We start from the raw sequence: 13,113 nt of genomic DNA, 5'->3' as shown, positions 1-13,113 counted from the left end.
CGTATGAGTGTACAGCCCGGACCGGAGGTAACGCCCATATTCAGTTGGCAGTTATGAGTAAACAGTTTGCAGCATACATTTGATATTTTGCATGGTGATGATATGGTGTTCGGTTAAGCTGAAAGCTTAACTCATTTCAGGACGAAGTTACGCTTCGCTAAACTTCGACCAGTATTAGATAAAATCACAACCAATATTCTGATCAATTCTTAAATTCAAGTAATTCGGTTTCAGACAAAAGCAAGCATTCTGTCAATCCTCAAATCCCGTAAATTCTGATTCAGAAAGTTTTAGTTTTCATTGATCAATATATCTTTCGCCATAACCATGGGTACGCTGATATATTTTTTCTCCATGTAGTTGATCACCTTTTCCAGGATTTCGCGCGATTGCTCATCCAGGCCCTGTACTTCATCCGCAAAAACGGAGTTAATGGCGGTATTGCGGATCTCTTTGATTTTTTCAGGTACCTGGCGCATGGCTAATTCAATACGGCGCTGTTTAAGCTGCTGTACAAATTCGGCAATGTTTTGCTCAATGATAGCTTCGGCGTGTACCAGTTCGTGATAACGTTCCTGCAGGTTCTTTTTGGCAACTTCGTTAAGCGAGTGCACTTCGATAAAGTTAACCGGGAATTGCTCCAGCACTTCGGGAGCGGTATCATTAGGAATGGCAAGATCGACAATGGTTTTCCTGCCGGTTTCGCCGTTGAGCAGCGATTGGTAAATTTCGGTGGTGATGATTGGCTCAACTGCCGATGTGCAGGTGATAATGGCATCAAAACCTTTTTTATAGCTTTTCAAAGCTTCGAGGTCAAACGCTTCTCCGCCCAAATCGGCAGCTAATTTTTCGGCATTGGCCACGGTACGGTTAAATACCGCGAAGTTTGAAAATTTATGTTTTTGAAGATATTTGGAAATGTTACGGTTAGTTTCGCCTGCGCCGATGATCAAAACACGGGCATTTGAACAAAGATTAAGGTCTTTTAGCTTGCGGTAAGCCAGCGATACTACCGAGATTGGGTTTTTGGAGATGTTGGTATGCGTATAAACTTCCTTGGCTGTTTTTACCACGCAGTTCATGATCATGCGCATGGCATCGCCGGTTAGGCCGGCCTCTTTGCACTGTTCATATGCTTTGCGTAACTGGGCCAGGATCTCCTTTTCGCCTACGATCAAACTCTCCAGCGAACAAGAAGTACGCAATAGGTGCACCATGGCTTCCTGGTCTTCATAAATAGACGCGCTATCCATAAAGGTGCTTAGTGAATCATGGCAAAGCTCTGTGTTAAAGGCTTCTATGAATTTTTTGGCAAAATCTTTATCAACGGATTGTGGAGTTGTCATTACAAATTCCACACGGTTACAGGTAGCCAGGTAGAAGATCTCCGGGATGTTGAACTGCTTTTTAACTTGTGCAAGTTTATCTGTCAGATTTTCCTGGCAAACCACCAATCTACCCAATTCCTTCAGTTCAATCTGTTTGTGCGTAAAAGCTATTACCTTTAGATACTTCAAAGCAGTTTTAAAATTTGACCGAACAAAAGTATCACTATTCGGCACATCCAATGTCAACACTTTGTCAAACAGGCTTATTTGGAATGGTTATAAATTATAAAAACGGCTTGTTTTGCAGTATTTAAACTGTTTTGCAATACGTATCACAAAATATTTGTAAATTAAAACATGGATAAGTATAAAAAAATAAGCCTGGTAATACTCGTGGCGTTTTACGTGCTTGCAGGCCTTAATCACTTCCGTGACCCGGACTTCTATTATGCCGTAATGCCCAATAACCTGCTTTACCCTGAGACTGTTAACCTACTTGCCGGGATTGCCGAAATTTCATTAGGGTTGTTACTTATACCATCCAAAACAAGGTATTGGGCCGCCTGGGGAATTGTTTTAATGTTGATTGCCTTTTTGCAGATCCACGTGAGCATGGCATTTAAAGCGCCAATGAAGTTAAATTCCATAACAGTTACACCTTTTTTGGCATGGCTGCGCTTAGCACTGCAGTTTGTACTGATCTATTGGGCCTGGTGGCATACAACCGATGCTAAAAAAGCTTAAACCAAAACAGCGTTTGGCTGTTGCTATCGAAGCAAAATAAAAATATGGATCTGCAAAGTATTGAAATGCGCAACCTGGAAGTACAGGACTACCAGGAGCTAAAAAAGTCAATGAAATCGGCCTATATGGATATGGACGAGGACTATTGGGATGCCAATTCTATTCGCCGGCTCATCAAAATATTCCCCGAAGGGCAGATCTGCATCACCGTTAACGATACGGTTGTTGGCTGTGCATTGGCTATTATAGTCGATTACCAAAAATTTGGCGATAACCACACCTATAAGCAAATTACCGGCGATAGTACCTTTAAAACCCATAATGACAAAGGGGATGTACTTTACGGTATTGATGTGTTTATCCATCCTAAATATCGTGGATTGCGCCTTGCACGTCGCTTGTATGATGCCCGCAAGGCCCTTTGCGAAAAGCTGAACCTGAAAAGCATTATAGCAGGCGGCCGGATCCCCAATTATCAAAAATTTCAGAACGAGCTTACACCCCGTCAGTATATTGATAAAGTAAAATATAAGGAGATCTACGACCCTACTTTATCGTTCCAGCTATCTAACGATTTCCATGTGCGCAAGGTATTGAGGAATTATCTGCCCGAGGATAGTCGCTCAAAAGGCTTTGCTACACTTATTGAGTGGAATAATGTTTATTACGAAGAGGTAAGCGATGTTATTAACCATAAAACGGTGGTACGCATTGGCCTGGTTCAATGGCAGATGCGTTCGTACAGTAATATCAGTGAGCTGATGAAACACGCCGAATATTTTGTTGACGCCGTGAGCGATTACCAGGCCGATTTTATCCTGTTCCCCGAGCTGTTCAATACACCGCTTATGGCCGATTATAACCATATGGATTCGGCCAAGGCCATGCGTGAGCTGGCTAAATATACCCAGCCCATTATCGAGGAGTTTTCAAAGCTGGCGGTATCGTATAATGTGAATATCATCGCGGGCAGCATGCCTTATATTTTTGAGGAGTCGTTGTATAATGTTTCCTACCTGTTCAGGCGGAATGGCAGTATGGAAGAGGTATACAAAATTCACCCAACCCCGGCCGAGATCAGCTCATGGGGCATGCGCGGCGGCGATGAGGTTAAAGTATTTGATACGGATTGCGGCAAGGTTGGCATCCTGATCTGCTATGATGTTGAATTTCCTGAACTATCACGCATTTTGGCCGGTCAGGATATGCAGATCTTGTTTGTTCCCTTCCTTACCGATACGCAAAATGGTTACAACCGGGTTAAGTTTTGCGCCCAGGCCCGTGCAGTTGAAAACGAATGCTATGTGGCTATTGCCGGCTGCGTTGGTAACCTGCCTAATGTAAATAATATGGGCATCAGCTATGCACAGTCGGCGGTGTTTACACCTTCTGATTTTGGCTTCCCTACAAACGGAATCCAATCTGAGGCTACGCCAAATACCGAAATGATTGTTATTGCCGATGTTGACCTCTCATTGCTGGATGAGCTGCATGAGTATGGCAGCGTGCAAAATATCAAAGACAGGCGCACGGATTTGTATAACATTACTTTTAATGGGAAGAGGGTGTAGGTAGTATTTTTTATATGTGCTGTTCTATCAGGGTCTCTCACAGAGGACCCTGATGTTCTACGCTATTCCATGTTATTATGGATCTTAAAATGATGGGCAACCTCAGGGTCCTCTGCGAGAGACCCTGAGGGGACGGGAGGGGTTCAACTTATCAAGATTACCCAATTTGACTATTGATTTTATGGGTAAACTTAAACTGCGGGAGACCCTGATGGGACTGGAACGTTTTTAAATTTTGTGGTTGCTGTTGAATGAATCCCTGAATATTTTCCAGCCGGCTTTGGTGAGTTTCCACAATTTTAAATACTTCCCATCATCAAGAACTTTACCATTTGGGTCAAAAACCTGCCAGGTGCCTTCTTCGGTAATGTAAGCTTTACCATCGCCATAAATATTGTCCGTTTGGAATTTAACACCTTTCACTTTTCCTGCAACAAAGGTATCCTCGAAATCCTTTTTCAGTGCCTTTTTGCCATTTATAGGCAGCATATTCGGCGCCAATAAAATAGCATCATCAGTATACAGGTTTATGATTGAAGCATCACTTTTTGCAAATAGCTCATAATAAAGTGTATTTATTTTTTGAATTGAGCTTTTGATCTGCTGTAAGCCGGGATTATTTGCCTGGGCGATGCCGCTTTTATACGTTAAAAAAAGACACAGGCATATAATTGCTGTAGTTAAGGTTTTTTGTTTCATGATCCTTTAAATATTGAATGAATAATTAAAGCGAAATTATATCCATAAAATGGGCCGAAATTGTAAAAATCGGAACAGCTTAATTATTGAGCGCGGCAGAAAAATCGGTTGAACTTTCGGGCGAGAACCGGGAAGGGAGCGACCCGGTAAAGAATTTAAAATCCTTTATAAAATGCGACTGATCAAAGTACCCGCATTCATAAGCGATGGAGGTGAGCGATAGTTTGTTTTCGGCAACCCGGTAAAGGCTTTTCTGAAACCGTGCTATCTTAGTGTACAAGTTCGGGCTCAGCCCGGAGTAGTTTAAAAATATTTTCTGAAGGTAACGGGAGGAAAGACCGTATTTAGCTGCCACTGTATTGATATTCTCCAGAAAATCTTCTCGGCTTAAGTCAAGCATGATGTTGTTAATCAGCTTTAGCCTACTGAATTTAGGCCCTGATGCTAACAGTCTTTTCATCAGAAACTCTTCCACTAAATCTATTCTCCGGTCCGGCGTTTTGGCCTCCATTAATCTCAAATGTAACAAAGCAGCTTCCTTTCCACCCAGCTCTTTGAAATCAATGACCCGGTCATTAAATTCTTCTATCCGTTCATTAAAAAAACAGGCGGCGGTATGGGTGAAAAAACGGATCCCAAACATACAGTGCTTACCGTAAGAGGTAAAAGTAAATGGCTGTATAGTTTGCCCCCACAATTGTATATCGGGACAGGTTACCATTTCGCCATTTTTTATCTGCTGCGGGCCATCCGCTCCCAGGTTGAATAAGATCTCGATAGCGCCTGTAGCAAACACCTTGTCATCCGTCATAACAGGAATATCTGTCTCGCACACAAAATAACATTGTATGAAATCTTTTAGTATGCCATTAGGACGATATTCGGTATAGCGCATGTCGACTGCAAGCTAATATATTCAAAATTAATATAACTGTTTCGATGATTTTGCTTTTCAAGGTTAAATAAAATCTACGAAAGGCCTGAAAGGGACGGGAAGAGAAGGCTTCAGTCCAATTGCACTTACTTATTTCAATAATATTTTCGGCCTTTAATACTAAATTAGCCTCCATGATCAGGAAAGATAGTTTCACCCTTCCCGGCGCTAAAGGGCGGCCAATGCTTATGGATGTTACCTACGACGATGTTTTTAAAAATACGCCGCTGGTAATTTTTGCCCATGGTTTTAAAGGATTTAAAGATTGGGGCACGCATGATCTGTTAGCCCGGTATTTTGCCGAAAAGGGTTTTCGTTTCCTGAAATTTAACTTTTCGCATAATGGCACAACGCCCGCCAATCCCTTGGATTTTGCCGATCTGACGGCCTTTGCTGATAATACAGTCTCTATTGAATTGGAAGATTTGGATACCATCATTGATTTTGCCTGCAGCGGTGCAAGCATCCCTGTTGCAAATGGTGTATACCTCATTGGGCACAGCATGGGCGGCGGCGTAAGTATTATCAAAACTGCCGAAGATAGCCGGATTAAAAAGCTGGTAACTATGGCCTCCATATCCGGTTTTCGGAACCTGTGGCCAAAACAAATAGAACAGCAATGGCGTTTGCAAAGCGTTTTTTACTTTGAAAATAAACGTACCGAGCAGCAAATGCCTGTTAAATCAACCCTGCTTGATGATCTGGATAGTCATCCGCTCAGGCTGGATATCATCAGGCAGGCAAGCTTTGTAACGCAACCTTGGCTCATTGTTCATGGTGATGCCGACCCTACCGTACCTGCAAGCCACTCACAGCAATTGTATGAAGCTAATCCTGCTGCTCAATACATAGTGCAAAAAGGCGCAGATCATACTTTTGGTGGCGAACATCCTTTTACCGGAGATGCTTTGCCGGCTCCGCTTGTTGAGTTTTGTGATACGGCAATATCATTCTTAAGTAAATAAAGGCTGAGCCGCTTCAACCATTCGTAACTTTTTTGCGTTAGTTATATCATACCTGATATAAGTACTATAATTGCTGTTATGAGTTTACCCGCATCGCGAAAAAGAGGACGAAAATATCTCAATACCATACCTACTGATGAGGCCGGCTTTGGTAAAATGATTCCCATTTTAAGGGAGTACATGAACAACAAGGCCGAAAATACGCCTAAGAAAACTTTAGGCCCTTTTAAAACAGATCTATCGGTTTACAGTACTCCGCCCGCATCGGGTTTGCGCATTACCTGGGTTGGTCATTCCAGTATCCTGATTGAGATTGATGGCAAACGCATCCTTACCGACCCGGTTTGGAGCGAGCGGGTTTCGTTTTCGCAATCGTTTGGGCCGAAGCGGTTTTTTCAGCCGCCGATAGCTTTGGAAAATCTGCCTCCGCTGGATGCCGTGATCCAATCGCACGATCATTACGACCATCTGGATAAGGCTACCATTAAGTTTTTTGCGGATAAGAACATCCCTTTTTTCTGTTCGATAGGAGTAGCGCAATATTTAACCCGCTGGGGAATGGCTGCCAACTTTATCACAGAAATGGATTGGGGCGATAGCGCCATGATCGGTAACGGAATTGTACTTACTGCAACGCCCTCACGCCATTTTTCGGGCAGGGGCATTGTTGGGCGGAACGAAACACTGTGGTCGTCGTTCGTAATTAAAGGTCCGCAGCATAATATTTATTTTGGTGCCGATTCGGGTTACTCGCCCGAATTTAAGGCGATAGGAGAGGCTTTTGGTCCGTTTGATTTGACTATGCTGGAGATAGGTGCTTACGGAAAATTCTGGCCGGACATTCATATGGGGCCTGATAATGCTTCAAATGCCCATCTCGATCTGAAAGGCAAACTGATGATGCCCATCCATTACGGTACGTTTAACCTGGCCCCGCATGCCTGGTACGAGCCTATTGAATGGCTAACCGCTATGGCAAACCAAAAACACATCGATTTATTTGTACCCAAACCCGGTGAGCCAACCGAAGTAAAAGGTGCCTGTAATTCTGATTGGTGGAAGGAATATTTATCTTAGAGGGATAAAAAACAATAAAAAGCAATAAAAAACATGTCATTGCGAGCTTAGCGTGGCAATCGCACGGAGGCAGGTCCCGCCCTGTATAGTATGCGATTGCTCTCGTCGTGCCTCCTCGCAATGACATGGTTATGTAATCGACCATTCTATGTCCCAACCCTACATATTAGTCATCAACGGTAAGCCGGAAGGCCCTTTTACTATTCCCGAGCTAAAAAGCCGAGGCATTAAACCCGGTGATTTTGTTAAAACCGAGGATATGGTGGATTACAAGGAAGCCCAGGAAATAGCCGAGCTACGGGAGCTATTTGGCTTCGCCCGGCCTAAATTACTGATGCAATACTACGGCAGTTTTGACCAGCGCTGGCTGGCCTCGGCACTGGATTGGTTTATCGTGTTTGGCATATTTGTTTTACTGGCAGCAATGGCGGTGTTCCTGTTTATTACAGATAAGCAGGCGCGGATATACACCTCTATTGGCATCGTTGCTTTTACCCCCATTGGTAAATTAATTTATCATGTGTTGATGGAAAGTTCGGTTAAGCAGGCTACTTACGGCAAGCAAATGCTCAAAATAAAAGTGGTTGATATGGATGGTAATAGGATTAGTGTTGGTAAAGCCATTGGCCGCAACCTGGCCAAAATATTTTCGGTATTAACCTTTTTTATCGGCTACCTTATGGCTTTTTTTAATAAACAGCAGCAATGTTTACATGATATGATAGCGGGGACACTGGTAATTAAGGATAGGTTGGTGTGAGTGTTTTGTTTACAGAATTCTGTATATTAGCTATATAATTTAAATCAGATGAAAAAGACGACGGTGCTTGAAACCCTTGATTCATTTGAAGATGAGTTTGATACTGAAAAACTGATTGAGCGCCTTTTATTTGTTGAAAAAGTTGAGAAGGGTTTGCAGGACGTTAAAGAAGGCAAGGTAATGGACTATAAGGATGTAAAAGGAAATTCGCAGATAAGTGGAGCAAGTAAACATTGTTATCACTGAATCTGCTTATGACGATTTATTAGATATAGAAACATATATATCGCAAGATTCTGAGTTAATTGCCAGAAATTTTATCAATAAAATATTTGACAAGATCGATCAGCTTTATAAATATCCTACATCAGGAAAGTTTGTACCAGAGATAGCAGATAGATCAATCAGGGAATTATAATTAAACAAGTATAGAATCATCTACCAAATAGTTGATGATAAAAATATTAATGTGCTTAGAATTGTACACGGAGCAAGATTGCTGGATATCGAGCTATGAAAAACGTTAGTTGATTATGAAATCATTAATTGCACATCCGGAAAATAAAGAGCAATTAGATGCTTTAAAAAAGCTGTTCAAAGCTTTTAACATTTCATTCGATATTAAAAAGTCAGTAAAAAAACAAAAAGTTGATAAAGTAAAAGATGATTATAGCGAAAGGTCATTTACCTAATCTTTCCCGCCTTTAAACATTACAACTTCCTCCCATCAAACAACTTTCGTATTTTTGTAATCTAATTTCCATCATTGATGAATACTGATGCTGTTAAAGTGCTGCCCGGCCGTTATTGTAACTCGTTAACCGAATATTCACGCTTTATTACCCGCGAGGTTAATATTGGCGACGTGCCTATGGGCGGGAATAATCCAATCCGGATCCAAAGCATGACCACTACCGATACCATGGATACCATTGGTACGGTTGAGCAATCAATCCGCATGGTTGATGCGGGTTGCGAGTATGTGCGCATCACCGCACCCAGTATCAAAGAGGCCCAAAACCTGGCCGAAATTAAAAAGCAGCTTCGTGCACGGGGCTATACCGTGCCTTTGGTTGCTGATATCCATTTTACCCCAAATGCTGCCGAGGTAGCTGCACGTATTGTTGAAAAAGTGCGCGTAAACCCCGGCAACTACGCCGATAAAAAGAAATTCGATCAGATTGATTACACCGACCTGGAATACCAGGGCGAACTTGAACGCATCTTTCAGAAATTTACGCCGCTTGTAAAAGTTTGTAAAGAATATGGAACCGCTATGCGCATAGGTACCAACCATGGTTCACTGAGCGACAGGATTATGAGTCGTTATGGCGATACCCCGCAGGGCATGGTTGAATCGGCCATGGAATTTATGCGGATGTGCGAGCAGCTCAATTTTTATAACCTCGTAATCTCCATGAAATCGAGCAATCCACAGGTAATGGTACAGGCCTACCGTTTGCTGGTTGAAACCATGGTTGCCGAGGGTATGAACTATCCGTTGCACTTAGGTGTAACCGAGGCCGGCGATGGCGAAGACGGTCGCATAAAATCTGCCGTGGGCATTGGTACCTTGTTGGAAGACGGCCTTGGTGATACCGTACGCGTATCCCTTACCGAAGAGCCCGAAGCTGAAGCACCTGTCGCTATTGAACTGGTTCGCCGTTACACTATGAGGGAAAAGGCGAAAGGCGAAAGGCAAAAGGTAGCTGCGGAAGAAAAAAACCTTTCGCCTTTAACCTTTGACCTTTCACCTTCAAAACATAGCCCCTACGAATACAAAAAACGCGAAACCTACGAGGCTAACGCATTTATCGGTGGGCATTTAGTGCCGAGGGTTGTTGTTGATTTATCTAAAAAGAACCTGAAAGATCCGGCTGTGCTGAATGAAGCGGGATACCTGTATTCGCCGCTGCTGGATAAATACAACATGGCCGAGCAATCGGTTGATTTTGTTTACCTGGCTAATGAATTACCTTCATTTACTTTACCGGGCAATTTAAAGCAGTTATATAATTATAACACATGGCTTAAACTGGCTGATAAAACCAACTGTCACCCCGTATTCACATTGCAGGAATACATCGGGGATGTTGACCGCTCATCAAAACTGAACCTGGTACATTTAAAACCCGCTGATATTGATTCGGAAGATTTCGGCTCAATTCAACTGGATAAATCGCTGGTATTGGTATTGGAAACAGATGCGCTACATGGCATGGCCGAACAGCGTTCTTTCTTCTTCAAAATGGAAGAACTGGGTTTGGATGTACCGGTGATTGTAAAGAGAAGCTATTTGTTTGAGTCCGAAAGTGCGGAAGCCCATAGTCCATGGACCATGGACCATGGACAAACTCTTCTCCAACTCTACGCCTCTACTGATCTTGGCGCTTTATTAGTTGACGGTTTTGGCGATGGTATCTGGATAGATGCACCTGAATTACCTACCAGTGTAATTACTTCTACTGCTTTTGGTATTTTACAGGCTACCCGGTCAAGGATTTCTAAAACGGAATATATCTCCTGCCCAAGCTGTGGGCGTACCCTGTTCGATCTGATGGTTACTACCCAAATGATCCGCAGTCGTACCAGTCACCTTAAAGGGTTAAAGATTGGCATCATGGGCTGTATTGTAAATGGTCCCGGTGAAATGGCTGATGCCGATTACGGTTACGTAGGTTCTGGTACTGATAAAATTACCCTTTACCGGGGTAAAGAAGCTGTGAAGAAAAACATCAGTTCGGCCAATGCGCTTGATGAGCTAATCAATATCATCAAAGGTGATGGTAACTGGATAGATGCGGTGCAGGAATAATTGTCTGAACCGGGATTAAACCGATTTGTCGGATTCAAGGATTTTTAACGTCCCCTGAAATCTCTCCCAGAGGGATTTCAGGGGACATTCTTTTAGATTACCCACCATTTATCCGGGAAATCCATAAATCCTAAAAATCACGGTTCAGAAACTTTTGCCCCCTCAGGGTCTCTCGCAGAGGACCCTGAGGGAACGAGAAGCAAGGCAAAAATGACTCAATGACTAATGCCCCAATGACCTCTTAAAGAAGGTCAAAGCCAATATCTTTCCTAAAGTACATGCCATCATAATAAATCCGGCTTGCATCGGCAGTAGCCTGTTGCAGGGCGCTGAACATATCATCCTGTACGGTAGTAATAGCTAATACACGGCCGCCTGTGGTTATTACATCATTGCCATCCATTGAAGTGCCTGCGTGGAACACGATCGAGTCGCGCACGTTTTCGGTACCGGTAATCACCTTGTTTTTCAGGTATTCGCCGGGGTAACCTCCCGCAACCATGACTACGGTGGCCGCTGTTTTAGGGCTGATGATGATCTCTTTTTCGTTCAGGTTCCCTTCGGCAACGCCTAACAGCAAATCAACAAAGTCCGAATCGATACGGCGCATTACGCTCTCGGTTTCTGGGTCGCCCATACGGCAGTTGTATTCAATAACCCAGGGTTCACCATTGCTGTTCATCAGGCCAATAAAAATAAAACCTTTATAAGGGATGCCATCTTTCTTCAAACCTTCAATAGTAGGGATGATCACGCGCTCCTCTACCTTTTTCATGTAAGCAGCGTCGGCAAACGGAACGGGAGAGATAGAGCCCATACCACCGGTATTTAAGCCGGTGTCACCTTCGCCAATACGTTTATAATCTTTAGCCTCGGGTAAAATTTTATAGCTGTTGCCATCGGTCATCACAAAAACCGATAGTTCAATGCCTGTTAAAAATTGTTCAACAACCACGCGTGAGCTTGCTTCGCCAAATTTGGCATCGGCCAGCATCGCAGTAAGTTCGGTTTGTGCTTCCTCTAAAGTAAGGCAGATCAGTACGCCTTTGCCGGCTGCAAGGCCGTCGGCTTTCAATACCACCGGTAGTCCGGCGGTAGCTAAATAGGTTAGGCCATCTTGCAGGGTATCTTTGGTGAAAGTTCTATAAGCAGCGGTAGGGATGTTATGTCTCTCCATAAACTGCTTGGAAAAATCTTTACTGCCTTCCAGCTGTGCGCCTTCTTGCCGCGGGCCAACAACCGGGATGTTTTTCAATTGCTCATCGGCCAGGAAAAATCATGAACGCCTTTTACCAGGGGCTCTTCGGGGCCAACCAATACCAGGTTGATATCCTCTTTTAAAACAAGTGCTTTAATGCCTTCAAAGTCGGTAACTTTAATATTTACGTTTGTACCGTATTGGGTGGTGCCGGCATTGCCGGGAGCAATAAAAAGTTTGTCGCAATGAGCGCTTTGGGCTACTTTCCAGGCGAAGGCACTTTCCCTTCCGCCCGAACCAAGGATCAGAATGTTCATGCGGCAAAGATAGTTTTTTTAATAAGCCTTTAATACTATATATGAGGCTACTTGTGTTATAAGTAGTAAATTTACCCCATGGCCCGTAGACTCGAAAAGTTTGAAAAGCTCCCGGTATACCAAAAATCGCAGGAATTATTTGACCTGGCGGATGTAATTGCCGAATCATTAAAGGAAGACAGCATGAAAGAACATCTGGCCATACAGATGTGCAGTAATGCCGCTCTGATCCAGGCAAAAATTGCCGGCGCCGAAGGTGGTAGCCTGTATTCGCTGCGGATGCAAAATGCTGTGCTCATTAAACTTGCGGTGCAGGATATGTTTAATGCCGTATCTTTTGCATCAATGGTGAAAATTAATGAAGAGGACTATGTACAGTTGATGAGGGAAAAGGTAGAGGAGTTTCGCCTGGTTTTTGTAGAATGGATCAGGGGATTTGATAAAAGCTATGATATCCCCGACAATTGGGCCATCCGCTTTGACACCAGTACGCCCGAACAGGAAAAGATGGAAGAACTGATGTTTGATGAAGACCGCTTTTTTGGCGAATTTAATGAGGATGACGAAGACATGGGCAGCTTCGATGATTTTGACGATGATGAAGAGGATGAGGACAAAAACGACGACGATAAATAAAAGCAGAACGACATCGATTTGATTTCGGATATCTAATTTTTGATTTCGGATTTTGAATAACAAAACAAA

12 protein-coding genes and 2 pseudogenes are annotated in these 13,113 nt (G+C 43.2%); 10 read left to right on the top strand and 4 right to left on the bottom strand.

Translation table 11 applies throughout. The features are described 5' to 3' along the window. Positions 1–290: 290 nt before the first annotated feature. Positions 291–1,517 carry a glutamyl-tRNA reductase gene (gene hemA / locus ACRQ5D_RS02885; RefSeq protein ID WP_432328430.1) on the bottom strand — a complete coding sequence of 409 codons (1,227 nt, stop codon included), beginning with the start codon at positions 1,515–1,517 and terminating at the stop codon, positions 291–293. Positions 1,518–1,685: 168 nt separating this feature from the next. On the opposite strand from hemA, the gene ACRQ5D_RS02880 reads away from it, so the two are divergent. Continuing rightward, the gene (locus tag ACRQ5D_RS02880) at positions 1,686–2,072 is read left to right on the top strand and encodes a DoxX family protein (protein ID WP_091165562.1); all 387 of its coding nucleotides are present in this window, start codon (positions 1,686–1,688) and stop codon (positions 2,070–2,072) included. Between the two features lie 44 nt (positions 2,073–2,116). Then, positions 2,117–3,643: a carbon-nitrogen hydrolase family protein gene (locus ACRQ5D_RS02875; RefSeq protein ID WP_091165564.1), complete on the top strand. Its 1,527-nt coding sequence runs from the start codon at positions 2,117–2,119 to the stop codon at positions 3,641–3,643. Between the two features lie 228 nt (positions 3,644–3,871). Here the strand turns inward: ACRQ5D_RS02875 and ACRQ5D_RS02870 are convergent, their stop codons facing one another. After that, entirely contained in the window at positions 3,872–4,342 is a 471-nt protein-coding gene (locus ACRQ5D_RS02870; protein WP_091165567.1) for a YybH family protein, read from the bottom strand. Positions 4,343–4,421: 79 nt separating this feature from the next. Further along, the gene (locus ACRQ5D_RS02865) at positions 4,422–5,237 is read right to left on the bottom strand and encodes a helix-turn-helix transcriptional regulator (RefSeq protein WP_091165571.1); all 816 of its coding nucleotides are present in this window, start codon (positions 5,235–5,237) and stop codon (positions 4,422–4,424) included. A gap of 173 nt (positions 5,238–5,410) precedes the next feature. Here ACRQ5D_RS02865 and ACRQ5D_RS02860 point away from each other — a divergent pair, with 173 nt between their 5' ends. From ACRQ5D_RS02860 to ispG, 7 genes and pseudogenes are all read left to right on the top strand, one after another. Beyond that, a complete protein-coding gene (locus tag ACRQ5D_RS02860; protein WP_091165574.1) occupies positions 5,411–6,241 on the top strand; it encodes an alpha/beta hydrolase family protein in 831 nt (276 codons plus the stop codon). Positions 6,242–6,319: 78 nt separating this feature from the next. Then, positions 6,320–7,318 (top strand): MBL fold metallo-hydrolase, encoded by a 999-nt coding sequence (locus ACRQ5D_RS02855; protein ID WP_091165577.1) that lies wholly within the window; start codon positions 6,320–6,322, stop codon positions 7,316–7,318. A gap of 148 nt (positions 7,319–7,466) precedes the next feature. Beyond that, the gene (locus ACRQ5D_RS02850) at positions 7,467–8,078 is read left to right on the top strand and encodes an RDD family protein (protein ID WP_091165580.1); all 612 of its coding nucleotides are present in this window, start codon (positions 7,467–7,469) and stop codon (positions 8,076–8,078) included. Positions 8,079–8,126: 48 nt separating this feature from the next. Next, positions 8,127–8,324 carry a hypothetical protein gene (locus ACRQ5D_RS02845; RefSeq protein ID WP_432328428.1) on the top strand — a complete coding sequence of 66 codons (198 nt, stop codon included), beginning with the start codon at positions 8,127–8,129 and terminating at the stop codon, positions 8,322–8,324. After that, positions 8,296–8,595, top strand: a pseudogene (locus tag ACRQ5D_RS02840) (type II toxin-antitoxin system RelE/ParE family toxin). The gene ACRQ5D_RS02845 and the pseudogene ACRQ5D_RS02840 overlap by 29 nt, the downstream one beginning before the upstream one ends. Positions 8,596–8,611: 16 nt before the next feature. Continuing rightward, on the top strand, positions 8,612–8,770 hold the full coding sequence (locus ACRQ5D_RS02835; protein ID WP_176844429.1) for a DUF2683 family protein: 159 nt from the start codon (positions 8,612–8,614) through the stop codon (positions 8,768–8,770). Between the two features lie 77 nt (positions 8,771–8,847). Then, the gene (gene ispG / locus ACRQ5D_RS02830) at positions 8,848–10,893 is read left to right on the top strand and encodes a (E)-4-hydroxy-3-methylbut-2-enyl-diphosphate synthase (RefSeq protein WP_091165589.1); all 2,046 of its coding nucleotides are present in this window, start codon (positions 8,848–8,850) and stop codon (positions 10,891–10,893) included. 241 nt (positions 10,894–11,134) lie between these two features. Here ispG and purD read toward each other — a convergent pair. After that, positions 11,135–12,408 (bottom strand): annotated as a pseudogene (purD, locus tag ACRQ5D_RS02825) (phosphoribosylamine--glycine ligase). 78 nt (positions 12,409–12,486) lie between these two features. Between purD and ACRQ5D_RS02820 the strand changes: the two are divergent. Further along, complete coding sequence (locus tag ACRQ5D_RS02820) at positions 12,487–13,044, top strand: hypothetical protein (protein WP_091165595.1); 558 nt, start codon at positions 12,487–12,489, stop codon at positions 13,042–13,044. Positions 13,045–13,113: the final 69 nt, after the last annotated feature.

Origin of the sequence: Mucilaginibacter sp. P25 (assembly GCF_050859465.1) — a bacterium.
GTDB lineage: Bacteria > Bacteroidota > Bacteroidia > Sphingobacteriales > Sphingobacteriaceae > Mucilaginibacter > Mucilaginibacter gossypii.
This window is presented reverse-complemented; position numbering and strand designations above follow the sequence as displayed.